Origin of the sequence: Citrobacter cronae (genome assembly GCF_016893685.1) — a bacterium.
Classification (GTDB): Bacteria; Pseudomonadota; Gammaproteobacteria; order Enterobacterales; family Enterobacteriaceae; genus Citrobacter; species Citrobacter werkmanii.
This window is the reverse complement of record NZ_CP069763.1, coordinates 2012499-2038094: the sequence shown is the minus strand read 5'-3', so window position 1 is coordinate 2038094 and position 25596 is coordinate 2012499. Positions and strand designations below refer to the sequence as shown.

Below are 25596 nucleotides of genomic sequence, written 5' to 3'. Positions count from 1 at the left end.
GGCGCCAGCGCCAGCACCTCTGCCACCCACTGCTGGAACCCCTCAACGTCAAGATCCAGTGCAACCTGGGCATTTGCCGGATGCCCCAAACGCCCTTCAATATCCACCACCGTGGTACCCGAGGTATATTCCCCCTGAGTTTCCACCGCCACGAAGCACGGCTGCAGGGTAAAGAGTTCCGGGCGCACCAGCCAGGCAATCGCGCACAGATCATGCATCCGCAGTCCTGTATTCATACTGCCGCTGCGGTAATGGCTAAATAGTGCGTGCAGCATGCTGCCGGTCTTATTGAGCGCGGGAAGCGTCGCCAGATACTCCGGCGTCAGCATGGCCTGATTAGTGACATCCAGCCCACACATCACGATCTCCAGCCCACTCTGAAAAACTTTCGCGGCGGCCTCAGGATCGATAGCAATATTAAACTCGGCATTTGGCGTAAAGTTCCCGCGCCCGGCTGAACCGCCCATCATCACCAGACGGTGAATATTGAATATGCATTCAGGATAATGGGTCAGCAGCAGCGCAATGTTGGTCAGCGGACCAATCGCTACCAGCGTCACGGGCTGCGGGGCATGCATCAGCGCGTCACGAATAGCCTGGAAGGCGGGTTTTGCCATCGCCTGTCGGTCGTGTTCGACAAATTCATACCCTTCCATACCGGACTCGCCGTGCACGGAAGCAGCATCACGCAGCGGCCGCACCAGCGGCATTGATGCCCCTTGCGCCAGCGGAATATCCGCATTCCAGAAGTGCAGCAACTGCAACGCATTGCGGGTGGTTTTTTCCACCGAAACATTGCCTGCTACCGTGGTCATGAGTTGCAGATCCAGCTCAGGGGCAAACAGCGCGGCGGCAATAGCGGCGGCATCATCAATGCCGGGATCGGTATCAAGAATGATCGGTAAGCGCATGGTTTCTCCATAAAAAATGCCAGACGTTAAGTCTGGCATCTTCTCATAATCGTATCGTGAAAGACTTACTCTACTTCACGAACATCCACACGCAGCTCTTTGGGCACTTCGAAAACAATATTTTCTTCACGGCCTTCCAGTGGGATAGCCTCTCCACCGCCAAGTTCCTGCAGGCGAGCGATCACGTTTTGCACCAGGATATCCGGCGCCGAGGCTCCGGCCGTCACGCCTACGCACTTAGCGTCTTTTACCCACGCTTCCTGGATGTCGGTCGCATCGTCAATCAAATACGCCGCTTTCCCCATTCTCTGGGCCAGTTCAGCCAGACGGTTAGAGTTAGAGGAGTTTTTCGAGCCGACCACCAGCACCACATCAGCCTGTTCCGCCAGCGCGCGAACCGCTTCCTGACGGTTGGTGGTGGCATAACAGATATCGTCTTTGCGCGGCCCGACAATTTTCGGGAAGCGTTGGCGCAGCGCATCAATGACGTCAGAAGTGTCGTCAACGGAAAGCGTGGTCTGTGTCATGAAGGACAATTTACCTTCATTCTTCACGGTCAGTTTCAGTACATCTTCCGGTGATTCAACCAGATACATCCCCCCCTGTGGGTTACTGTACTGGCCCATCGTGCCTTCGACTTCCGGGTGTCCGGCGTGACCAATCAGAATTGACTCTTCACCGCGACGGCTGGCGCGCGCCACTTCCATATGCACTTTGGTGACTAACGGACAGGTGGCGTCGAAAACCGTGAGATCACGACCTTTGGCTTCGTTACGTACCGCCTGAGAGACACCGTGGGCGGAGAAGATCAGGATCGCGCCGTCAGGCACTTCACTGATTTGCTCAATAAAAATAGCGCCGCGCTCGCGCAGGCTATCCACCACATAGCGGTTATGCACCACCTCATGACGGACATAAATCGGCGCGCCATAAATAGCCAGCGCGTTTTCTACAATGCTGATAGCGCGGTCTACGCCAGCGCAAAAACCGCGCGGGTTAGCCAACAGGATCTGCATTTTACGCCTCCAGTACTGGTTCGACTTCCAGCACTTCAATATCAAAATGAACGGTATGCCCGGCCAGCGGATGGTTGAAATCAACCGTGATCGAGTCACCGTTGATTTCACGAATCACGCCAGGCATCTCACTGCCGTCCATTGCGGTAAAGAGCATGATAGCGCCAATTTCTGGCTCGCCCGCGTCCATAAATTCCCGACGCGAGAAATACTGAATCAAGTCCGGGCTTGGCACGCCAAATGCGGCATCCGGCTCCAGGGAAAAAGTGGTTTTATCACCCTCTTTTAGCCCCAGCAGGTGTTGTTCCAGTCCTTCAGACAGAGAACCATCGCCCAGGCGAAACAGCGCAGGCTTGCCGTTATTGCGGGTTGACTCTGCGGTGGAGCCATCGTCGAGCTTAAGGGTGAAGTGCACCAGCACCGCACTGTTACTCTGTACTGATTTAGACATGCAGGTTGCTCTTTAAAATTGCTGCCGCCTGTTTGCCCGGTAGCGCTACGCTTACCGGGCCTACAAGGTTCGCGATAGATTGTAAGCCGGATTAGCATAGCGCCATCCGGCATTTTTTTATGCGGCTTTTTTCTCTTTCGACGGTAAGAAGCCTTCGAGAACAATCAATGCCGCGCCGATACAGATTGCCGTATCAGCCAGATTGAATGTCGCGAAATGCCAGTCGCCAACGTAAAAGTCAATCATATCAACCACGAAGCCGTGCCACAGGCGATCGAACAGATTGCCCAGCGCACCGCCAATGATTAACGCATACGCGATGTTGTTCAGCTTCTGCGTCGCCTTCGAGCGATACATCATCACCATCAGGATGACGCAGATACCAATAGCGATACCGGCAAAAAACCAACGTTGCCAGCCGCCGCTGTCGGCTAAGAAGCTAAACGCCGCGCCATAGTTTCGCGCGTAGTGCAGATTAAGCGACGGGAACAGCGATACCGTATCCCCCAGAGCAAAATTCTGGAGGATCAGGTACTTGCTGCCTAAATCGATAATCAGCACGACTACCACCAGCCACAGCCAGCGTAGCCCTGTTGAACAAATAGGCTTACTCATCAGGCAAACTTACGTTGTTCGCCATCACCGGCGATGTTGCTGACACAGCGTCCGCAGATATCTGCATGTTCCGCTACCTGGCCGACGTCGGTAGTGTAATGCCAGCAGCGCGGGCACTTCTCACCTTCGGCTTTGCTCAGTACGATTTTCAGACCTTTAAGCAATTCGCTCTGCTGAGCATCAGCTGGCGCCTCGGCAAACTCCGCAACGCTCGCACCAGAGGTCAGCAGCACAAAGCGCAACTCTTCGCCGAGCGCGGTCAATTTCGCCGCCAGTTCTGGTTCAGCGTACAGGGTGACTGCCGCTTCCAGAGAACCACCGACTTTCTTATCCGCACGCGCCTGCTCGATGACCTTGTTCACTTCGCCGCGTACTTTCAGCAACTCGTCCCAGAAGGTATCGTTCATCGCCTCGGTTTCGCCTAAGCCAAACAGGCCTTCGTACCATTCACCGGTAAAGACATATTTTTCACGATCGCCCGGCAGGTAACCCCAGATTTCATCCGCGGTGAAGGACATGATCGGCGCCATCCAGCGAACCAGCGCTTCTGCGATATGGAACAGCGCAGTCTGGCAGCTACGACGCGCCCGGCTTTCCGCTTTCGCGGTGTACTGGCGGTCTTTGATGATGTCGAGGTAGAACGAACCCATTTCGACGGAGCAGAAACGCATCAGGCGCTGCACTACTTCGTGGAAGTCATAGGCTTCGTAAGCTTTCAGGATCTCTTCCTGTGCCGCTTGCGCACAACCTACCGCCCACCTGTCCAGCACCACCATCTCTTCCGGTTTCACCATGTCTTTTACCGGATCGAACCCGTTCAGGTTCGCCAGCAGGAAGCGTGCGGTGTTACGGATACGACGATAGCTGTCGGCAGCACGTTTCAGAATTTCGTCAGAAACCGCCATTTCACCGGTGTAGTCGGTAGACGCCACCCACAGACGCAAAATATCCGCGCCGAGTTTGTTCATCACGTCCTGCGGAGAAACGGTGTTACCGATAGACTTGGACATCTTACGGCCCTGACCATCCACGGTGAAACCGTGAGTCAGTACCTGGCGATACGGCGCTTTGCCTTTCATCGCGGTGGAGATCATCAGAGATGACATGAACCAGCCACGGTGCTGGTCAGAGCCTTCCAGATACATATCCGCTGCGTGACCGGCAAATTCAGGACGCACGTCTACGACAGATGAGTGGGTGGAACCAGAGTCAAACCAAACGTCCAGCGTATCCGGGACTTTGACATACTGGTCAGCTTCGTCGCCGAGGATATCTTTCGGATCGAGATCCCACCACGCCTGGATGCCGTCAATTTCAACGCGTTTAGCCACTTCTTCCATCAGTTCGATAGCGCGCGGATGCAACTCTTCGGTGTCTTTGTGAACGAACAGAGACATCGGCACACCCCACGTACGCTGACGGGAGATACACCAGTCAGGACGGTTGGCAACCATGGATTCGATACGCGCCTGGCCCCAGTCAGGGATCCACTGCACGCCTTTGATCTCTTTCAGGGACTGCGCGCGCAGGCCTTTCTGATCCATGCTCACGAACCACTGCGGGGTCGCCCGGAAGATGATCGGCGTTTTGTGGCGCCAGCAGCACGGATAGCTATGCTGCATCTTCTCGACGTGCAGCAACGCGCCTTTTTCGCTCAGCAGAGCGACAACAATATCGTTGGCTTTAAAGACGTTCACACCGTCCAGGGTCGGGTAGGTGCCCGCCAGATAAGCGCCATCCGGACCCACCGGGTTCGCCACTTCCAGACCGTATTTTTGACCGATGACATAGTCGTCCGGGCCGTGGCCAGGCGCGGTATGTACCGCCCCGGTACCTGCATCCAGCGTGACGTGATCGCCCAGAATCGCCGGTACGTCAAAACCCATAAACGGATGGGTAAAACGCAGCAGTTCCAGCTCAGCGCCTTTAACGGTGCCCAGAATGGTGTAGTCAGCCGCGCCAATGCGCTGCATGACGCTTTCAACCAGATCTTTCGCCAGAATCACGGCCTGGCCGTCGATCTGCACCAGCGCATAGTCAAAATCAGGCGCCAGGGAGATCGCACGGTTCGCCGGCAACGTCCACGGGGTGGTGGTCCAGATAACCAGCGAGATCGGGCCGTTAACGTCAGAAACGGCAAATTTCGCTTTCACCGCGTCCTGATCGGCGGCGTGGAACGCCACGTCGATGGACGGGGAGGTTTTGTCATAATACTCAACTTCCGCTTCCGCCAGCGCGGAACGGCAGTCAACGCACCAGTGCACCGGCTTCGCACCCTTATGCAGGTGACCGTTGCCGATGATTTTACCCAGCGCGCGAATGATGTTGGCTTCGGTTTTGAAGTCCATGGTCAGGTACGGATGCGACCAGTCGCCCAGCACGCCAAGACGGATAAAGTCTTTACGCTGACCGTCAACCTGTGTAGCAGCGTATTCACGGCATTTAGCGCGGAACTCAGCGGCGGTGAACTTCTCGCCCGGTTTGCCATATTCCTGCTCTACTTTCAACTCGATCGGCAGACCGTGGCAGTCCCAGCCCGGAACGTAAGGCGAGTCATAGCCCGTGAGTCCTTTGGACTTCACGATAATGTCTTTCAGAATCTTGTTAACCGAGTGACCAATATGAATGCTGCCATTCGCATAAGGAGGGCCATCATGCAGAATGAAGGTTTTTTTGCCTTTTTTGGCCGCACGAATGATGCCGTACAGGTCATCATCAGTCCAACGCGCCAGCATTCCCGGTTCACGCTTGGCGAGATCGCCGCGCATCGGGAACCCTGTTTCCGGCAAATTCAGGGTTGATTTATAGTCACTCATCAGATTCTCGGTTCCGTATTTAAAACTCGTATAGGCATTAAGCCGGTTTTGTTAGCCCAAAAAAATCGCGGGCAGTCAACTCATCACGCGCAATCTGCGCTTTTAGTTCATCCAGCGAAGCAAATCGCTGCTCGCTGCGAATTTTTTTACGCAGCACTACATCTATATGGCGACCATAGAGGTCCATTACAACGTCCAGTAGATGCACTTCCAACTGCTGACGTACGCCGGCTACCGTCGGGCGGGTGCCGATGTTGGCAACACCGGGAAAAGGTTTGTCACCCAGCCCCATAACTTCAACCGCATAAACCCCTTTCACCGGAGAAACCTGGCGACGAAGCGGTAAGTTTGCCGTCGGAAAGCCAATGGTGCGTCCTAACTCGTCACCATGCACCACCCGTCCGGAGATGGTAAAAGGGTGCCCAAGCAGGCTTTCGGCCAACTGCAGGTTATCTTCAGCCAGCGCCTGACGTACCGCGGTGCTGCTGATACGAACACCGCCTTCACAGAAGGTTTGGGTACTGGTGATATCAAAACCATACTCAGCGCCCGCTTCCTGTAATAACAAGAAATCGCCCGCACGGCTAGCGCCAAAGCGGAAATCATCGCCCACGGCAAGAAATTGTACACCAAGGCGCTTAACCAGCAGATCGCTGATAAAAGTCTGCGCCGTTAATGCCGCGAAGCGCCTGTCAAAACGCACGCACAATACGTAATCTACGCCACACTCCGCCAGATAACGCAGTTTTTCTCGCAGGCGAGTAAGGCGCGCAGGTGACTTGTCCGTTGCAAACAGCTCTAATGGCTGTGGCTCGAAAATCATCACCATCACCGGCAAATTGCGTTTGCGCCCTTCTTCCCGTAAGCCCTGCAGCAACGCACGGTGGCCACGGTGCACGCCGTCGAAATTACCAATAGTCAGCACACACCCATGCGGGGCCTGACTGAGATTATGTATGCCTCGTATCAGCTTCATGTCTGGCTCAAAACAGTGAAAATCGTGAAAGTATACCCTGTACCGCGGTCAAGGTTAACCGGCGATTGTTTCTCCGAAACAGAAAGAGGATGGTTTTCATTGTTATGAAACAAATTGCAGACCTTAACGGGCAATCCAATGCAATTTTTCTCGTGGAAAAGCTGTATTCACGCCACGCAAGCTGGTAGAATCCTGCGCCATCACTACGCAACGAGTGCTGCAATTTAAACGGCGCTTATTTGCACAAATCCATTGACAAAAGAAGGCTAAAAGGGCATATTCCTCGGCCTTTGAATTGTCCATATAGAACACATTTGGGAGTTGGACCTTGGCTAATATCAAATCAGCTAAGAAGCGCGCCGTTCAGTCTGAAAAGGCCCGCAAGCACAACGCTAGCCGTCGCTCTATGATGCGTACTTTCATCAAGAAAGTATACGCAGCTATCGAAGCTGGCGACAAAGCTACTGCACTGAAAGCATTTAACGAAATGCAACCACTCGTGGACCGTCAGGCTGCTAAAGGTCTGATCCACAAAAACAAAGCTGCACGTCATAAAGCAAACCTGACTGCACAGATCAACAAACTGGCTTAATCGCCTGCTTGTTGTCGCTTTGTGAAAAAACCCGCGCAAGCGGGTTTTTTTATGGCTGTCATTTGTTCATTGGCGTAAAGAGCGCCGAGTAGTCCGCATTACAAATACGCTGCACCGCCGGATGCTGGATCATCCTTTCCGCAAATATAGCGTGATACTCCTCCATCACATTCTCCACGCGCCCAATCTCCACAATTGAATCGTCGGCATAGAAGTTGTTGGAATAGAGCGTCGGGGCAACGAAAATAGCGTTATGCGTTGCACCAAAAGCTTTCATCAGCGCTGCGTCATCAAATTCGCCGAGGATTTCAACATTCAAGCCTTGTGAGTTAATCCAGTTCAACAGCTTACGACCGAGCATCGAACGACGTCCAGGGATCAGCAATCGGCGCTCTTCCAGACAGGCCGGAAACGGCTTCTCAGGCAAAGGCTGGGTGCACCAAAAACTTACGCCGCATTCGCCTATGCGCACCGAGAACAACCCTTCCTGTTGCGTAGAATCAATCGGACAGTCAGAGATAATCATATCCAGCTTATGCTGACTGAGTTGATCCAGCAGCATCTCGTGCGTTGATTCAAAACAGCGCAGATGGATTTGTTCATCTTCCACCACCGCGGCATTCAACACACGGCTGACCAGCTGTTTGGATAGCGCATCCGCCACGCCGACATCAAACAGCAAGTTAGACTCTTTGCGGTAGTTCACGATATCCAGCATTTCCTGGCTTAACGTGAACATTTTATCCGCATAACGAAAGACTAACTCGCCTAACTCGCTTGGCTCCAGCCCACGCCCCTTCCGCTTGAACAACTTTCCTTGTAAACGTTCTTCAAGCGCTTTGATCTGCCCGGTAATGGTCTGCGGTGTCAGATAAAGCGCTTCTGCTGCACCAACCACCGAACCTTCTTTATAGACATGCCAAAAGTAATACAGGTGGTTGTAATTTATATGAGACATACTCTCTCCCTGAAAATTGTCACGAAAGGGTTATCCTGTCAGGCGGATGCGTTTAACCGGGTGCGTAACCAGAAGTAACCAATTACCGCCGACAGCAAGGAGCCAATCAGGATCCCCAGTTTCGCCCAGTTAATCAGCTCAGGATCGACATTACCAAACGCCAGGCTGGCGATGAAAATCGACATCGTAAAGCCAATACCGCACAGAATCCCGACCGCCATGATCTGCTGGAAATTCGTTCCTTCAGGTAATTGCGCCAGCTTTAAGCGTAACGCCAGCCAGCAAAACAGGCTGATACCCAGCGGTTTACCGATCAACAGACCTGCAATAATCCCCAGCGGTAATACGGAGGTCAGCCCATCAATGGTGACACCCTGCAGTGAAACACCCGCGTTAGCGAAGGCAAACAGCGGCAGGATCAGGTATGCCACCCACGGATGCAAAACATGCTCCAGACGCTTTGCCGGTGAACGTCCGTGTTTTTCCTTTAACGGAATGAAGAAACCGACGATCACGCCCGCCAGCGTCGCATGCACGCCGGACTTCAGGACTGCCGTCCACAGCACCACGCCCACCAGAATATAAATCCCGGTACGTCTCACGCCACACAGATTCAAGGCCGCCAGGACGAGAATGGCACACGCGGCAACGCCCAGCGACAGCAGCGAGAGATCGCTGGTGTAGAACAGCGCGATGATCACGATAGCGCCAAGATCATCGATAATCGCCAGCGCCATGAGGAAGATTTTCAGCGCCAATGGAACACGACTGCCCAACAGTGCCAGCACGCCTAATGCAAAAGCGATATCCGTTGCAGCCGGGATCGCCCACCCTTCACGGGTAATAGGGTCAGCATAGTTGAATGCCAGATACAGCAGCGCCGGGACAATCATCCCCCCGATAGCGGCAATGATCGGAAATGCCGCCTGACGCAGACTGGCCAGCGAGCCTTGCATTAACTCGCGCTTTACCTCCAGACCAATCAACAAGAAGAACACCGCCATCAACGCGTCGTTGATCCACAGCAGCATATTTTTGTTGATCTCGAGCGCGCCAACCCGCAGTTGAACGGGCGTTTCCAGAAAGGCATGGTACCATCCACTGGTGACCCCGATATTTGCCATCAACATAGCGATGACGGCTGCGATGATCAGGATGATGCCCCCCGAGGCGTCACTACTAAAAAAACGATGCAGATGTTTCACTTTTATTCTCTCTATTGGGTGAATACTTCGTAAATACTATCTTACACCCTCAAAAAGCTCGTTAAAATTAGATTATTCATGATAGATAGATCGGTTTTTACGAACAAATAGACTGAAATTAAAAAAGATTTTCCGAACGGAAAACAGAAATAAAAAAGCCTGAAACTTTTCAGTCCCAGGCTTTTTATCAAATATTGAGTCGAGAGAATCAGCGCGTCAAATCGTCAAAGAACTTCTTCACGCCGTCGAAGAAGCTTTTGGAGCGCGGGCTGTTTTGCTCGCCGGTCGGGCCGCCAAAACTGTCCTGCAGGTCTTTCAGCAACTGCTTCTGCTTGTCGTTCAGACCCACTGGGGTTTCAACAACGACACGACACAGCAGATCGCCCTGAGCGCCACCGCGTACAGACTTGACGCCCTTTCCACGCATGCGGAACAGTTTGCCGGTCTGCGTCTCGCCCGGAATCTTCAACTTCACGCGACCGTCCAGCGTCGGGACTTCAATCTCGCCGCCCAGCGCTGCCATCGCAAAGTTAATCGGTACTTCGCAGTACAGGTTATTACCTTCACGCTCAAAAATTGGGTGCTGTTTTACCTGCACCTGAACGTATAAATCGCCTGCTGGCGCGCCATGCTCACCGGCTTCACCTTCACCCGCTAAACGAATACGGTCGCCGGTATCAACGCCTGCCGGGATTTTAACGGACAGCGTTTTGCTTTTCTCAACGCGACCATGACCGTGACATTTGTTGCACGGATCTTTGATCAGCGTACCGCGACCCTGACAATGTGGACAGGTCTGCTGTACGGCAAAAAAGCCCTGGCGCATCTGCACCTGGCCGGAACCGTGACAGGTTGGACAGGTTTGCGGCTGAGTACCTGACTTCGCGCCGCTGCCATGGCAGACGTCACACTCTTCCAGCGTCGGAATACGGATCTCTTTGGTGACGCCACGCACGGCTTCTTCCAGAGTGAGATCCATGTTGTAACGTAAATCAGCACCACGTGAGGCGCGCTGACGACCACGACCGCCGCCAAAGATATCGCCAAACACGTCACCAAAGATATCGCTGAAGTCAGCCCCGCCGCCAAAACCGCCGCCGCCGCCCATGCCGCCTTGCTCAAACGCGGCATGACCGTACTGATCGTAAGCCGCGCGTTTTTGCGCATCGGTCAGGATCTCGTACGCTTCTTTGATCTCTTTAAACTTGGCTTCAGCCTCTTTATCACCCTGGTTGCGATCCGGGTGATATTTCATGGCCAGGCGCTTGTAGGCCTTTTTGATTTCACGCTCTTCCGCTGATTTGGAAACGCCTAAAATCTCGTAATAGTCTTGCTTTGCCATTGGTTTTTTTAAGCCCCTTAACATACAAGCACGGGCGAAGAGGAAACCTCTACGCCCGTGCCGATTAACTACCCTGCATCAGGGCGATTATTTTTTGTCTTTCACTTCTTCAAACTCAGCGTCGACAACGTCGTCATCTTTCGCATTGTTTGCAGAAGCATCAGCGCCTGCTGCACCAGCCTGCTGCTGTGCGTGCTGCTGCTGAGCGATTTCCATCAGTTTCTGGGAAACCTGAGCCAGCGCCTGCATTTTCGCTTCGATATCCGCTTTGTCTTCGCCTTTCAGAGACGTTTCCAGCGCGGTCAGTGCAGACTCAATGGCAGTTTTGTCGTCAGCCGGCAGCTTGTCGCCTGCTTCTTCAACCTGCTTACGAGTGCTGTGCAGCAGATGGTCGCCCTGGTTACGAGTCTGAACCAGCTCTTCGAACTTACGGTCAGATTCTGCGTTCGCTTCTGCTTCGCGAACCATTTTCTGGATTTCTTCTTCGTTCAGACCAGAAGAAGCCTTGATGGTGATCTTCTGCTCTTTACCGCTGTTTTTGTCTTTCGCGGAAACGTGCAGGATACCGTCGGCATCGATATCAAAGGTAACTTCGATCTGCGGCATACCGCGCGGAGCCGGGCTGATACCATCCAGGTTAAACTGACCCAGATCTTTGTTATCGGCAGCACGTTTACGTTCACCCTGCAGCACATGGATGGTTACCGCAGACTGGTTGTCTTCAGCGGTAGAGAACACCTGGCTGTGCTTGGTCGGGATGGTGGTGTTTTTCGCGATCAGTGGCGTCATCACGCCGCCCATGGTTTCGATACCCAGAGACAGCGGGGTAACGTCCAGCAGCAGTACGTCTTTCACATCACCAGTCAATACACCACCCTGAACGGCAGCACCGATTGCCACGGCTTCGTCCGGGTTAACGTCTTTACGCGGCTCTTTACCGAAGAATTCAGCAACTTTCTTCTGCACCATCGGCATACGCGTCTGACCACCAACGAGAATAACGTCGTTGATATCAGAAACAGACAGGCCAGCGTCCTGCAGAGCAACTTTCAGCGGCTCGATAGAACGGTTAACCAGGTCTTCAACCAGGCTTTCCAGTTTCGCACGGGTCACTTTGATGTTCATGTGTTTCGGACCAGTCGCGTCTGCAGTGATGTACGGCAGGTTCACGTCGGTCTGCTGAGCGGAAGACAGCTCGATCTTCGCTTTCTCAGCGGCTTCTTTCAGACGCTGCATCGCCAGCGGGTCATTACGCAGGTCGATACCCTGATCTTTCTTAAACTCGTCAACCAGGTAGTTGATCATACGGCTGTCGAAGTCTTCACCACCCAAGTGGGTATCACCGTTGGTTGCCAGAACTTCGAAGGTTTTTTCGCCGTCAACTTCGTCGATTTCGATAATAGAGATATCGAAAGTACCACCACCGAGGTCATATACCGCGATAGTGCGGTTGCCGACTTCTTTATCCAGACCGTAAGCCAGTGCAGCTGCGGTTGGTTCGTTGATGATACGTTTTACTTCCAGACCTGCGATACGGCCGGCGTCTTTGGTTGCCTGACGCTGAGCATCGTTAAAGTATGCAGGTACGGTGATAACCGCTTCAGTTACCGGTTCACCCAGGTAATCTTCAGCCGTTTTCTTCATTTTCTTCAGCACTTCTGCAGAGATCTGCGGCGGTGCCATTTTCTGACCTTTTACGTCAATCCAGGCATCACCGTTGTCAGCACCGATGATTTTGTACGGCATGATGGCTTCATCACGCTGTACTTCTTCGTCCTGGAAGCGGCGGCCAATCAGGCGTTTAATCGCAAACAGGGTGTTTTGCGGGTTTGTCACTGCCTGACGTTTAGCCGGCTGACCAACCAGAGTTTCACCATCCTGGGTATAAGCAATGATAGAAGGCGTGGTGCGATCGCCCTCGGCGTTCTCCAGCACACGTGCAGTAGTGCCATCCATAATCGCTACACAAGAGTTGGTAGTACCCAGGTCGATACCAATAATTTTACCCATCTAAACGTCTCCACTAAAAATTCGGTCATCATGTGGTTGTGAATCTGTAATAAGGGCGAAACGTGCGGTTTCAACTACCCTGAATCGTTTTTTTTCAGACTCACCACTGCGGTTGACTACTAAGTGGGGTCGTAACCCACTTCATCAAGGGGGGCATGAAAAATTTTTTTAGCGCAGAAGCAATAAATTTGCCGAAAAAAGGCACAAAACTACAAAAAATGAATAATCGCCAATCAAAATTAATTCATAAAGCCAATTAATAAAGCGCTGTTATTCACATAGAAATTGTAATAAAAAGAAAAGATTACGTGAATGAATCGTTTTTCTGTCGGCGGTAAACTAGCGCGAAGCCACGCACTTTTGCAGCCGTCAAAGAGAAATTTCATGAAATCCGTTTTAACCCTTTCCGCCACCCTGCTTATGGGCCTGCTGTTGAGCAGCGCCGCTCACGCTAACGATCATAAAGTTCTGGGGATGATTGCTATGCCGCGCAACGCAACTAACGATCTCACGCTCAAAATTCCCGTTTGTCGGGTGGTGAAGCGTATTCAACTCACCGCCGATCGAGGCGATATTAACCTTAACGGCGCATCCGTTTACTTCAAAGCTGCGCGCACCTCCAGCCAAAGCCTGAACGTCCCGTCATCCCTTAAAGAGGGACAAACCACTAATTGGATCAATATTAATAGCGACAACGACAATAAACGCTGCGTATCCAAAATCACTTTTTCAGGCCAGTCGGTAAACTCCTCTGACATGGCGACGCTTAAAGTCATCGGCGACGACTAACTACGCCCTTTTATTCAGAAGCCATAGAAAACATGAATGTCACGTATTTGCATGACGACGACCTCGACTTTCTGCAGCATTGCAGTGAGGAACAACTCGCCACGATTACTCGCCTGTTAACGCATAATGAAAAAGGGAAAGCCCGTCTGTCGAGCGTTCTGAGCCACAACGAATTATTTAAATCGATGGAAGGACACCCGGAACAGCACCGCCGCAACTGGCAACTGATCGCCGGCGAACTTCAGCATTATGGTGGCGACAGCATTGCCAATAAACTTCGTGGCCATGGAAAACTGTATCGGGCGATTTTGCTGGATGTTTCGAAGCGCCTGAAGCTTAAAGCCGACAAAGCGATGCCCACGTATGAAATTGAACAGTATTTGCTGGAACACTTTCTACGGAATGCCTGGCAAAAAATGGATGCGGACCATAAGCAGGAATTTTTGCAGGCCGTTGAGGCAAAAGTCTCTGAACTGGAAGAGTTACTGCCGCTATTAATGAAGGATCGCCATCTGGCGACTGGCGTTGCTCATTTGCTCTCCGGTCAGCTCACGCAGATCCTGCGTACCCATGCCGCAGTTAGCGTCATCGGGCATGGATTGCTACGCGGCGCAGGGCTTGGCGGCCCGGTCGGCGCGGCTTTAAACGGGGTTAAAGCGGTGAGCGGCAGCGCCTATCGCGTGACGATTCCGGCGGTGCTGCAAATCGCCTGTCTGCGCAGAATGATCAACAACACACAAGCGTGATGTCCATCACAGGGAAAATAATTCATTTTCCCTTTGTTAGATCATAGACAGTCCGCTCTCCCCTGATTATCATGCCGCGCCCCGAAGACAGTGATCGTTATTCGGGGAAACTATTTCACCATTCAATCAATGATGATTTTGAGGAATTATGGGCAACACTAAGTTGGCTAATCCGGCACCGCTGGGCCTGATGGGCTTTGGCATGACCACCATTCTGCTTAACCTGCATAACGCGGGTTTCTTCGCCTTTGACGTTATTATTCTGGCGATGGGCATTTTCTACGGCGGTATCGCGCAAATTTTTGCCGGGCTGCTGGAATATAAAAAAGGCAACACCTTCGGTTTAACCGCCTTTACCTCCTACGGCTCGTTCTGGCTGACGCTGGTTGCGATCCTGATCATGCCGAAAATGGGCCTGGCGGATGCAACCAACGGCCAGTTCCTGGGCGTATACCTGGGTCTGTGGGGCGTGTTCACACTGTTCATGTTCTTCGGCACGCTGAAAGCTGCGCGTGCGCTGCAGTTTGTCTTCCTGAGCCTGACGGTGCTGTTCGCGCTACTGGCCGTGGGCAACATTGCAGGTAACGAAGCGATCATCCATGTTGCCGGCTGGGTTGGCTTAGTGTGTGGTGCAAGCGCCATTTACCTGGCGATGGGCGAAGTGCTGAACGAACAGTTTGGCCGTACCATCCTGCCGATTGGTGAAGCGCACTAATCTGACGCTATCCCCCCGGACGGGGGGATATTCCTTACAAGCGCTGTAACTCTCCCTGCACGCTGGTATCGCGATGATAAATATCCTGTCGCAGCCAAATCCCCAGCCCTAACCCCACCAGCGATAACGCCAGTACATACCAGGCTGGAGCCATTGGCGACACGCTCATTAACATCGTCACGGCGATTGGCGTCAGACCACCAAAAATGGCGTACGAAACGTTGTAAGAAAACGAGATGCCTGTAAAGCGGACTTCCGCTGGAAACGCTCGTACCATGACATAAGGCACAGCCCCCACCACGCCAACGCACAAGCCCACCAGCCCATACAACAAGAACAAATGCTGAGGATGGCTACCGGTCAGATGATAGAAAAACCAGCTCGAACAGGCCAGCAACAGGCTACCGACAATAAAGGTTTTGCTGGCGCCAACCCGGTCGACAATAAACCCGGCCAGCAGACAACCGACGCACAGCATAATGGTCGCGACACTGTTGGCTTGTAATGTCAATGCTGGCGCAAAGCCATACTGTTTCTGCAGCCAGACTGGCGACATCAGGATCACCACCACGATCCCGGCCGATAACAGCCAGGTCAGCAGCATGGAAATGACCACCGCTTTTTTATGTTTGCTCACCACCGACTTTACCGGTAGCTCTTGCGCCAACGCCTTACGCTGCTGCATTTCGAGGAAGATGGGCGTTTCCTGCAGCCAGCGGCGCAGATACATCGCCACCAGCCCAAACACGCCGCCCAGCAGGAAAGGAATACGCCAGCCGTAGTCATGCACCGCTTGCTGCGTCAGGCTGGTGTTCACCAGCGTTGCAACAACCGACCCCAACAGAATCCCCACAGTAAGCCCGGCCGTCAGCGTGCCGCAGGCGATACCGATGCGACGCTCCGGTACGTGTTCCGCCACGAACACCCACGCCCCCGGCACTTCGCCCCCAATGGCTGCGCCCTGCAAAATGCGCATCAGTAATAACAGTAACGGCGCAAGGATCCCCATTGAGGCATAGGTAGGCAACAAGCCAATCGCCAGCGTCGGTATCGCCATCAGCAAAATGCTCAGGGTAAACATTTTCTTGCGTCCGACCAGGTCGCCAAAATGCGCCATAATGATGCCGCCCAATGGACGCGCCAGGTATCCGGCGGCAAAAATGCCGAAGGTTTGAACCTGACGTAGCCATTCAGGGATATCGGCCGGGAAGAAAAGTTCGCCAACTACCGCGGCAAAGAAGACGAAGATAATGAAATCATAAAACTCAAGCGCCCCGCCGAGGGCAGCAAGCGTAAGGGTTTTATAATCCTGTCGATTCAGAGGTCGAGTGTGTTGTGACATAGCAAGCCATGAGTCAGTGGAGTAATTGAATATGTCTGTCGATATATGTAAATCAAAAATTACTATATCGTAAACAATTCAATACTCCACCTTCATTATTACTTATATCACGACCAGGCTACTTTCAGGCGTTTGTATCGCGGATCGCGCTTTTAGGGCGAAAAGATGCTACTACTGACGGTGCAGTCTCAACATAAGGTCCATCCAACAGCTGTATACAATACGGTACACTTGCAAAAATGCCTGGCACGATGACCTTACCATCGGCATCTTTCACGCCTTCCAGCGTTTCTTTGATCGATTTCGGCTGCCCAGGCAGATTCAGGATCAGCGCCTGTTTGCGAATCACGCCAACCTGACGGGAAAGGATTGCGGTTGGCACAAAGTGCAGACTTATCTGGCGCATTTGCTCACCAAAACCAGGCATCTGGCGGTCGGCTACGGCCAGCGTAGCGTCTGGCGTTACGTCGCGACGTGCCGGCCCCGTTCCGCCGGTCGTCAGTACCAGATGACAGCTCATTTCATCAACCAGCTCGCATAAGGTTTGTTCGATGATCGCCTGTTCATCCGGGATCAGCCGTGTTTGCAGCTCAAAAGGGGTTGTTAGGGCTGATGCCAGCCACTCTTCAAGGGCCGGGATACCTTTATCCTGGTAAACGCCGCTGGAAGCACGATCAGAAATGGACACCAGGCCAATGCGTAAAGTATTCATGATTATTCCGTTTAAACAGTCTCGTTAAACAGAATGATACACTGCGAAAGGAAGGACAGACAGGTTTCAGAAGAGGTAGCGTGACCCCTGTCAGGGCCACGCCGAAATGATTACAGCAGATCGCCGATCATTTTTTCCAGTTTGCCCTGGTCTACAGCAAACTTACGGATACCGTCCGCCAGTTTGTCTACAGCCATTGGATCCTGGTTGTGCTGCCACAGGAACTCAGCTTCAGTGATACGTGCAGGACGCGCTTTCACTTCGCCAGAGAAGGACAGTTTACGTTCGATAGCGCCTTCGCTTTCCGCCAGCTCTTTCAGCAGCGCCGGTGCAATCGTCAGACGATCGCAGCCCGCCAGCTCGATGATTTCACCGATGTTACGGAAGCTCGCGCCCATAACTACGGTTTCGTAACCGTGCTGTTTGTAGTACTCGTAAATTTCCGTTACGGAAACCACGCCCGGATCTTCTGCCGGTGCATACTCTTTCTTGTCGGTGTTGGCTTTGTACCAGTCAAGAATACGACCAACGAACGGAGAAATCAGGTATACGCCAGCTTCTGCACAAGCGCGCGCCTGCGCGAAAGAGAACAGCAGAGTCAGGTTACAGTTGATGCCTTCTTTTTCCAGCTGCTCAGCGGCACGAATGCCCTGCCAGGTTGAAGCCAGTTTGATCAGAATGCGATCGTTGCTGATGCCAGCATCGTTGTACAGTTTAATCAGACGTTTTGCTTTCGCGATGGATGCGTCGGTGTCGTAGGACAGGCGAGCGTCAACTTCTGTGGAAATGCGACCCGGGACCAGTTTCAGGATCTCCAGACCAATGTTTACCGCCAGTTTGTCGGTCGCGTCGACGACCTGCTGCGCGCGGTCGTTGCTCTGCTGCTTAGCCCAGGCTACAGCGTCATCAATCAGCTTGCGATATTCCGGGATCTGCGCTGCGTTAAGAATGAGAGAAGGGTTAGTTGTGGCATCCTGAGGCTGATACAGCTTCATTGCCGCGATGTCTCCGGTGTCGGCCACTACTGTGGTGAACTGACGAAGGGAGGTCAATTTGTCCGTCATGATAGTGATTCTCTTTAAACAGCTTGTTAGGGGGATGTAACCGATCTTCCCTGATGATAGCACGACGCACTCTCAGCGCAACCGCCTGTATTGTCCGACCTGCCGCTCAGCTCTGATTACGCAGCTCAAAGCCTGAGATGCGCAATTAAGGGATATACCTGTTGTTATGATAAACTCCCGTAATCAATCTACTTAGAAGGTATATACTGGTCGATAATTGGTAGCGCTTACATGGGATTATTCGCGCTTACCGGCATCAACAAGAGGGATGTTAATGCCTGATTTTTTCGCATTTATTAATGAAATACTCTGGGGCTCGGTAATGATCTACCTCCTGCTTGGCGCAGGATGTTGGTTCACCTGGCGTACGGGGTTCATCCAGTTTCGCTACATTCGCCAGTTTGGCAGAAGTCTTAAAAACAGCATCAGCCCGCAACCGGGCGATTTAACTTCCTTTCAGGCTTTATGCACCAGTCTTGCCGCGCGGATCGGCAGCGGAAATCTGGCGGGCGTGGCATTGGCAATCGCCGCAGGCGGCGCGGGAGCCGTTTTCTGGATGTGGGTCTCGGCAGTCATTGGGATGGCAACCTCGTTTGCCGAATGCTCACTTGCGCAACTGTATAAAGAACGCGACAGCAAGGGACAGTTTCGCGGCGGTCCTGCGTGGTATATGGCGCGTGGACTGGGTATGCGCTGGATGGGCGTGCTTTTTGCCATCTTTTTACTCATCGCATATGGACTGATTTTTAACAGCGTGCAGGCAAACTCGGTCTCGCGCGCACTTGCTTTTGCTTTCGATATCCCACCCCTCTTCTCCGGTATCGCCCTGGCTATCGCATCATTACTGGTCATCGTCGGCGGTATTAAAGGCGTTGCCCGTCTGATGCAATGGTTTGTTCCGGTGATGGCTCTGTTGTGGGTCGGTTGTAGCCTGGTCATCTGCCTTTGGCATTTCGCTCAGCTTCCCGACATTATCATAACCATCGTTAAAAGTGCCTTTGGCTGGCAGGAAGCCGCCGCCGGCGCCGCCGGGTATACGCTAAGCCAGGCCATTGCCAGCGGCTTTCAACGCGGTATGTTCTCGAATGAGGCCGGAATGGGCTCAACCCCGAACGCCGCCGCCTCGGCTGCGTCATGGCCTCCGCATCCTGCGGCACAAGGCATTGTGCAAATGATCGGTGTTTTAGGCGATACGCTGATTCTTTGTACGGCCAGTGCGATGATCGTTCTGCTGGCGGGTAATGGCACCAGTTCTATCCCCATTGAAGGCATCCAGTTGCTGCAGAGAGCGATGGTCTCGCTGACGGGTGAATGGGGTGCCGGATTCGTCGCCTTTATTGTGATCCTGTTTGCCTTTAGCTCTATCGTCGCCAACTACATCTACGCGGAAAACAACCTTATTTTCCTGAAGCTGGACAATATCCGGGTAATTTGGCTATTACGTATCGCGACCGTGAGCACCGTTGTCGGCGGCACATTACTCAGCTTCCCGCTGCTCTGGCAACTTGCCGACATCATCATGGCCTGTATGGCCATCACTAACCTGACGGCGATTTTACTGCTCTCACCGGTTGTCCATACCCTCGCCAGCGACTATCTGCGCCAGCGTAAACTCGGGGTGCGCCCGGAATTTGATCCGCGTCGTTATCCTGATATCAGGCAGCAGCTTGCGCCCGAAAGCTGGGATGAAACGCCGCGTGATTAACGCGGCAATCGCAACCATCGATCAATTCTGTCCATTTTTTTGCTAAAGTCGCAGTAAATTTCCTGCAAGGACTGGATATGCTGATTCTGATTTCACCTGCAAAAACGCTCGACTACCAAAGTCCGCTGGCAACCACACGCCACACGCTGCCCGAACTGCTGGATCACTCGCAGCAGCTTATTCACGTGGCGCGACAACTCTCCGCGCCGCAGATTGGCAAGCTGATGGGAATTAGCGACAAGCTGGCGGATCTGAACGCCACCCGTTTCCATGACTGGCAACCCGATTTCACACCGGAGAATGCGCGTCAGGCTATTCTGGCGTTTAAAGGCGACGTTTATACCGGGCTGCAGGCTGAAACCTTCAGCGAAGCGGATTTTGACTTCGCTCAGCAGCATTTACGCATGTTGTCCGGGCTGTACGGCGTGTTGCGTCCGCTGGATTTGATGCAGCCTTACCGTCTGGAGATGGGCATTCGTCTGGCCAATCCAAAGGGGAAAGATCTTTACCAGTTCTGGGGCGATACCATCACCGACAAACTTAACGAAGCGCTGGAAGCACAAGGCGACAGCGTGGTGATTAACCTCGCATCAGATGAATATTTTAAATCCGTGAAGCCGAAAAAACTGAACGCCGAACTTATCAAACCGGTCTTCCTCGATGAGAAGAACGGTAAGTTCAAAGTCATCAGCTTTTATGCCAAAAAAGCGCGTGGCCTGATGAGCCGCTACATCATTGAAAATCGCTTAACTCAGCCAGAGCAACTGACGGCATTTAACAGTGAAGGCTATTTCTTTGATGAAGAAGCGTCAGGGAATGGCGAACTGGTGTTTAAACGCCACGAGCAGTAGTGTACATGCCGGATGGCGGCTAACGCCTTATCCGGCCTACAGGTTTTGCAGGCCCGCTAAGCACAACGCCAGCGGGCACTACCGTTAACCGCGGGTCATCATCAGCTTACGCAGCGCAGCAAAATCAGCAGGCAGGTGATGAGAGAGCAGCGGCAAATCAGCGCGCTCCGCCAGCTCTTTTGGCAGAGCCAGCGTAAGCTCAAGAATCTCTTCAACGCTTTCCTTAAACTTCGCCGGATGCGCGGTGCCGAGGAACAAGCCATACTCGCCAGGATTCAACTGGTCACGCAGCGCACGGTAAGCCACCGCCGCATGCGGTTCTGAGGTGTACCCCATTTCATGCAGCTCGCGCATCGTATCCTGAGTGGTAGCATCGTCAACGGCGGCATACCCCAGCTCATTCAGACGCCAGATTTTACGGCGGAACAGTTCTTCCACACGCGGCCAGTTGTTCGGCTGGCTGACATCCATCGCGTTGGATAACGTCGCCTGCGTCGCCTTCGGCGCCCACTCGCCTTCTGCAAGGAAGCGTGGAACCGTATCGTTGACGTTGGTCGCCGCAATAAAGCGCTTCACCGGCAAGCCCAGCGATTTCGCCAGCAGTCCGGCGGTCAGATCGCCAAAGTTGCCGCTGGGAACGGAAATAACCAGCTGGTTGCGCGCTTCTTGCGGCAGTTGAGCCACAGCTTCAAAGTAGTAACAGATTTGCGCCAGCAGACGGCTGATATTGATTGAGTTAGCCGAATTCAGCCCCAGCGCTACCTTCAGTTCTTCGTCATCAAACGCCTGTTTCACCAACGCCTGGCAAGCATCAAAATCACCATCAATAGCGACGGTTTCAATGTTACCGCCCAGCGTACAGAACAGTTTTTCCTGTAATGGGCTGATCTTGCCGTTCGGGTAGAGGATCACCACGCGAACGTTCGGCAGACCATAAAACGCATGCGCCACCGCAGCACCGGTATCGCCGGAGGTCGCCGTCAGAATCGTTACCGGTTTGTCGCCGCTGATGTGCGTCAGCATCTGCGCCATAAAGCGCCCGCCAAAGTCTTTAAATGCCAGTGTAGGACCGTGGAACAGCTCCAGACAGCCAATGTCCGCTGCAACCTGAGCAACCGGCGCCGGGAACGCAAACGCCGCGCGTACGCGCTCTTCCAGGATCTCCTGCGAGATCTCGTCGCCAATAAATGCGGAAAGGATCTTAGCGCTGCGGCTAACGAAGTCCTGGTTCAGCATCTCATCCACTTCTGTCAGATTGAATTCCGGCAGATCGTGCGGAAAAAACAACCCCTGATTCTTGCCAAGCCCTTGCGTGACGGCCTGCGCAAAGCTGACCTGTTCGTTATGATCTTTCAGATTATAGAGTTTCATTGATTATCCCAGTACCCGTGCGCCTGCCGTGTCCAACCGGCAAATATGAACAAAGCCTTCCTGATTTTGCAGATAATGTTTAGCCAGCCAGTCTGCAACACGCTGCGCCGTATCCGGCTTATCGCACAAGGCGAACAGCGTCGGTCCTGACCCGGAGATCCCGCTGGCCAACGCGCCGATTTCCGCTACCGCCTGACGCGCCTGACTGAAGCCTGGCAGCAAGCGGGTACGATACGGCTCAGCGATGACATCTTTCATCAGCTTCGCGGCCAGAAGAGGCTGACGGGAATAGCAGGCATGGATAAACCCTGCCAGATGCCGCCCGTGGGCGATGCAGTCCTGACGGCGATACTGCGCAGGTAAAATGGCCCGCGCTTCCGCCGTCGACACTTTAATCCCCGGATACGCCAGTACCCACAGCCACTCATCAAAGCCTGGCACCTGCTGGCTGATAATGCCGTTTTCTTCGATCATTAACTGCATACCGCCCAAAAAGCACGGGGCAACATTATCGTAATGAATACTGCCGGAGATACGTCCTTCCAGCTCTCCCATGATCGCCAACAGGCGCGTGTCGTTGAGCGGTTTCCCACAGTGCTCGTTCATGGCGACTAACGCCGCCACAACGGAACAGGCGCTGGAACCTAACCCGGAGCCAATCGGCATATTTTTTTCCAGCGTCATTGCCACCGGAACGGTTTTACCCAGCTCCTGACAGAATCGCTCCCAGCACTGATAGACGATATTTTCTCGCGGCTCAGAAGGCAGTTTGTCAGCAAAGCGCCCAAGATTATTCAGACTGAACTGGTCGGCTGGCTCAACAGAGACCACATCACCCAATAGCGAACCGTCTACGGGGGTTACCGCCGCCCCGAGCACATCAAATCCGACGCTCATATTGGCGCTGGAAGCCGGGGCATAAACTCTTACCATGTCAGACTCCTAACTTCCATGAAAGGGTACGTAGCAGGTCGGCAAATACGCCCGCCGCCGTTACGTCATTACCTGCGCCGTATCCGCGCAGCACCAACGGTAACGGCTGATAGTAATGGCTATAGAACGCCAGCGCGTTTTCACCGTTTTTCACTTTGTACAGCGGATCGTTGCCGTCTACTGCATCAATTTTCACGCGACAGACACCGTCTTCTTCAATATTGCCAACATAGCGCAATACTTTCCCCTCATCACGAGCTTTCGCCACGCGCGCGGCAAAGGCGTCATCCATTTGCGACAACTTCGCCATAAACGCGGGAACATCACCGGAATCATCAAATTCTGTTGGCAGGACCGGTTCAATGACAATGTCAGACAGCTCCAGCTCGCGGCCGGTTTCACGGGCCAGGATCAGCAGCTTACGCGCCACATCTGTACCGGAAAGATCATCACGCGGATCGGGCTCGGTATAGCCCAGCTCACGCGCCATAGTGGTCGCCTGCGAGAAGCTCATGCCTTCATCCAGCTTGCCAAAAATAAATGACAGCGAACCGGAAAGGATGCCGGAGAATCGTTGCAGTTCATCGCCTGCGCTGAGCAGGTTTTGCAGGTTTTCAATAACCGGCAAGCCCGCGCCCACGTTGGTGTCGTACAGGAATTTACGTCGCGATTTCGCCGCAGCAAAACGCAGTTGATGGTAGTAATCCATCGACGACGTATTGGCCTTTTTGTTCGGGGTGACCACATGGAAGCCTTCGCGCAGGAAGTCGGCATACTGATCCGCCACCGCCTGGCTTGAGGTACAGTCGACAATCACCGGATTGAGCAGATGATATTCTTTCACCAGACGAATTAAACGCCCAAGGTTGAAAGGCTCTTTCGCACACTCCAGCTCAGACTGCCAGTTTTCCAGATTCAGACCGTGGACGTTGGTCAGCAGGGCCTTCGAGTTCGCCACGCCGCACACGCGCAAATCGATATGCTTGTTTTTCAGCCAGGTTTGCTGACGTTTAAGCTGCTCCAGCAGCGCACCGCCCACCCCACCGACGCCAATCACAAACACTTCGATCACCTGATCGGTATTGAACAGCATCTGATGGGTCACGCGTACGCCGGTGGTGGCGTCGTCGTTGTTCACCACCACCGAAATAGAACGCTCAGAAGACCCCTGGGCGATCGCCACGATATTGATGTTCGCACGAGCCAGCGCGGCAAAGAATTTCGCCGAGATGCCGCGCAACGTGCGCATACCGTCGCCAACCACCGAGATGATAGCCAGACGCTCAGTCACCGCCAGCGGCTCCAGCAGACCTTCTTTCAGCTCGAGATAGAATTCATCCTGCATCGCGCGCTGCGCACGCGCGCAGTCGCCCTGCGGGACACAGAAGCTGATGCTGTATTCAGAAGAGGATTGCGTGATCAGCACCACCGAGATGCCTGCACGCGACATCGCGGCGAAAACGCGCGCCGCCATGCCCACCATACCTTTCATTCCAGGGCCGGAGACGCTAAACATCGCCATGTTATTGAGGTTAGAAATGCCTTTTACCGGCAAGTCGTCGTCATCACTGCTGGCACCGATCAGCGTACCGGGCGCTTGCGGATTGCCGGTATTTTTAATCAGGCACGGGATCTGGAACTGGGCAATAGGGGTAATGGTGCGCGGATGTAGTACTTTAGCGCCGAAGTAAGAAAGCTCCATCGCTTCCTGATAAGACATCGACTTCAGCAGTCGGGCATCGGGTACCTGACGCGGATCGCAGGTATATACGCCGTCGACATCGGTCCAGATCTCGCAACAGTCCGCACGCAAACAGGCGGCCAGTACGGCGGCGGAGTAGTCAGAGCCATTACGCCCCAGCACCACTAACTCACCTTTTTCATTCCCGGCGGTAAATCCGGCCATCAGAATCATATGGTCCGCTGGAATACGGCTGGCGGCAATGCGGCGCGTAGACTCGGCGATATCAACAGTAGATTCGAGGTAATGGCCAACCGCCAGCAGTTTCTCAACCGGGTCGATGACCGTCACGTTGTGCCCGCGCGCTTCCAGCAGGCCAGCCATGATGGCGATCGACATTTTTTCGCCACGGCAGATAAGCGCGGCATTGATGCTGTCCGGGCACTGCCCCAACAGGCTGATACCGTGCAGGACGTGCTTAATCTGAGCAAATTCTTGTTCAACCAAGGCTTTGAGCGGAGCCAGCGGGAAACCCGCCTGCGCGGCGGCAAGACCAGCTAAAAGCTCTGAGAAAATGCGTTCGGCATCGCTGATGTTGGCTAAAGCATCCTGACCACCGATGGTCTTTTCAATCATCGCCACCAGATGGTTGGTAATTTTGGCGGGGGCAGAGAGAACGGTCGCGACCTGCCCCTGTCTGGCATTGCTTTCCAGAATGTCGGCAACCCGCAGAAATCGCTCTGCATTTGCCACTGATGTACCGCCGAACTTCAACACTCGCATGGTTTACCTCAT

23 protein-coding genes are annotated in these 25596 nt (G+C 53.4%); 6 read left to right on the top strand and 17 right to left on the bottom strand.

Features of this window, described 5'->3' with window-relative positions; all coding sequences use genetic code 11:
* The 7 genes from rihC to JSN25_RS22040 form a co-directional block, all read right to left on the bottom strand.
* Positions 1-911: ribonucleoside hydrolase RihC (gene rihC, locus JSN25_RS08720; RefSeq protein WP_038637081.1), on the bottom strand; the 911-nt coding region annotated here is incomplete at its 3' end.
* A 65-nt stretch (positions 912-976) separates the two neighbouring features.
* On the bottom strand, positions 977-1927 hold the full coding sequence (gene ispH / locus JSN25_RS08715; RefSeq protein ID WP_038637079.1) for a 4-hydroxy-3-methylbut-2-enyl diphosphate reductase: 951 nt from the start codon (positions 1925-1927) through the stop codon (positions 977-979).
* Position 1928: 1 nt separating this feature from the next.
* Positions 1929-2378: an FKBP-type peptidyl-prolyl cis-trans isomerase gene (fkpB, locus tag JSN25_RS08710; RefSeq protein WP_038637078.1), complete on the bottom strand. Its 450-nt coding sequence runs from the start codon at positions 2376-2378 to the stop codon at positions 1929-1931.
* Positions 2379-2495: 117 nt separating this feature from the next.
* Entirely contained in the window at positions 2496-2993 is a 498-nt protein-coding gene (lspA, locus tag JSN25_RS08705) for a signal peptidase II (protein WP_150344644.1), read from the bottom strand.
* Positions 2993-5809 (bottom strand): isoleucine--tRNA ligase, encoded by a 2817-nt coding sequence (gene ileS / locus JSN25_RS08700; RefSeq protein WP_038637074.1) that lies wholly within the window; start codon positions 5807-5809, stop codon positions 2993-2995. Before ileS ends, lspA begins: the two co-directional genes overlap by 1 nt.
* Before the next feature lie 37 nt (positions 5810-5846).
* Positions 5847-6785 carry a bifunctional riboflavin kinase/FAD synthetase gene (gene ribF / locus JSN25_RS08695; protein WP_038637072.1) on the bottom strand — a complete coding sequence of 313 codons (939 nt, stop codon included), beginning with the start codon at positions 6783-6785 and terminating at the stop codon, positions 5847-5849.
* Positions 6786-6792: 7 nt separating this feature from the next.
* Positions 6793-7008, bottom strand: coding sequence for a DUF2575 family protein (locus JSN25_RS22040; protein WP_071888087.1), 216 nt, complete (start codon positions 7006-7008; stop codon positions 6793-6795).
* A gap of 105 nt (positions 7009-7113) precedes the next feature.
* On the opposite strand from JSN25_RS22040, the gene rpsT reads away from it, so the two are divergent.
* On the top strand, positions 7114-7377 hold the full coding sequence (gene rpsT / locus JSN25_RS08690; protein WP_038637070.1) for a 30S ribosomal protein S20: 264 nt from the start codon (positions 7114-7116) through the stop codon (positions 7375-7377).
* Positions 7378-7435: 58 nt separating this feature from the next.
* On the opposite strand, the gene nhaR is transcribed toward rpsT, so the two are convergent.
* From nhaR to dnaK, 4 genes are all read right to left on the bottom strand, one after another.
* Positions 7436-8335, bottom strand: coding sequence for a transcriptional activator NhaR (gene nhaR, locus JSN25_RS08685; protein ID WP_038637068.1), 900 nt, complete (start codon positions 8333-8335; stop codon positions 7436-7438).
* Positions 8336-8373: 38 nt separating this feature from the next.
* Positions 8374-9540 (bottom strand): Na+/H+ antiporter NhaA, encoded by a 1167-nt coding sequence (gene nhaA / locus JSN25_RS08680; RefSeq protein ID WP_200015115.1) that lies wholly within the window; start codon positions 9538-9540, stop codon positions 8374-8376.
* A gap of 208 nt (positions 9541-9748) precedes the next feature.
* Positions 9749-10882: a molecular chaperone DnaJ gene (gene dnaJ, locus JSN25_RS08675; RefSeq protein ID WP_032940353.1), complete on the bottom strand. Its 1134-nt coding sequence runs from the start codon at positions 10880-10882 to the stop codon at positions 9749-9751.
* Between the two features lie 87 nt (positions 10883-10969).
* Positions 10970-12892 carry a molecular chaperone DnaK gene (gene dnaK, locus JSN25_RS08670; RefSeq protein WP_038637064.1) on the bottom strand — a complete coding sequence of 641 codons (1923 nt, stop codon included), beginning with the start codon at positions 12890-12892 and terminating at the stop codon, positions 10970-10972.
* A gap of 384 nt (positions 12893-13276) precedes the next feature.
* On the opposite strand from dnaK, the gene JSN25_RS08665 reads away from it, so the two are divergent.
* The 3 genes from JSN25_RS08665 (at position 13277) to satP (ending at position 15142) form a co-directional block, all read left to right on the top strand.
* Positions 13277-13681 (top strand): DUF2541 family protein, encoded by a 405-nt coding sequence (locus JSN25_RS08665; RefSeq protein ID WP_204525622.1) that lies wholly within the window; start codon positions 13277-13279, stop codon positions 13679-13681.
* 32 nt (positions 13682-13713) lie between these two features.
* Positions 13714-14427, top strand: coding sequence for an acidic protein MsyB (gene msyB, locus JSN25_RS08660; protein ID WP_038637060.1), 714 nt, complete (start codon positions 13714-13716; stop codon positions 14425-14427).
* Between the two features lie 148 nt (positions 14428-14575).
* Positions 14576-15142, top strand: a complete 567-nt coding sequence (gene satP / locus JSN25_RS08655; RefSeq protein ID WP_006686623.1) for an acetate uptake transporter — start codon at positions 14576-14578, stop codon at positions 15140-15142.
* Between the two features lie 34 nt (positions 15143-15176).
* Here satP and JSN25_RS08650 read toward each other — a convergent pair whose 3' ends face one another.
* The 3 genes from JSN25_RS08650 to tal all read right to left on the bottom strand — a co-directional run bounded on the left by JSN25_RS08650 (position 15177) and on the right by tal (position 18260).
* A complete protein-coding gene (locus JSN25_RS08650; protein ID WP_003829746.1) occupies positions 15177-16484 on the bottom strand; it encodes an MFS transporter in 1308 nt (435 codons plus the stop codon).
* 124 nt (positions 16485-16608) lie between these two features.
* Entirely contained in the window at positions 16609-17196 is a 588-nt protein-coding gene (gene mog / locus JSN25_RS08645) for a molybdopterin adenylyltransferase (protein WP_044699039.1), read from the bottom strand.
* Positions 17197-17306: 110 nt separating this feature from the next.
* Positions 17307-18260, bottom strand: a complete 954-nt coding sequence (gene tal, locus JSN25_RS08640) for a transaldolase (protein ID WP_005124064.1) — start codon at positions 18258-18260, stop codon at positions 17307-17309.
* Positions 18261-18534: 274 nt separating this feature from the next.
* On the opposite strand from tal, the gene JSN25_RS08635 reads away from it, so the two are divergent.
* Both JSN25_RS08635 and yaaA read left to right on the top strand, forming a co-directional pair.
* Entirely contained in the window at positions 18535-19965 is a 1431-nt protein-coding gene (locus JSN25_RS08635; protein WP_204525621.1) for an alanine/glycine:cation symporter family protein, read from the top strand.
* Positions 19966-20042: 77 nt separating this feature from the next.
* Positions 20043-20816: a peroxide stress protein YaaA gene (gene yaaA / locus JSN25_RS08630; protein WP_042312480.1), complete on the top strand. Its 774-nt coding sequence runs from the start codon at positions 20043-20045 to the stop codon at positions 20814-20816.
* 84 nt (positions 20817-20900) lie between these two features.
* On the opposite strand, the gene thrC is transcribed toward yaaA, so the two are convergent.
* The 3 genes from thrC to thrA are packed head-to-tail and all read right to left on the bottom strand — an operon-like array spanning position 20901 to position 25584.
* Complete coding sequence (thrC, locus tag JSN25_RS08625; protein ID WP_069324092.1) at positions 20901-22187, bottom strand: threonine synthase; 1287 nt, start codon at positions 22185-22187, stop codon at positions 20901-20903.
* 3 nt (positions 22188-22190) lie between these two features.
* Entirely contained in the window at positions 22191-23120 is a 930-nt protein-coding gene (gene thrB / locus JSN25_RS08620) for a homoserine kinase (protein WP_038637046.1), read from the bottom strand.
* Between the two features lies 1 nt (position 23121).
* Positions 23122-25584 carry a bifunctional aspartate kinase/homoserine dehydrogenase I gene (thrA, locus tag JSN25_RS08615; protein WP_204525620.1) on the bottom strand — a complete coding sequence of 821 codons (2463 nt, stop codon included), beginning with the start codon at positions 25582-25584 and terminating at the stop codon, positions 23122-23124.
* Between the last annotated feature and the right edge of the window lie 12 nt (positions 25585-25596).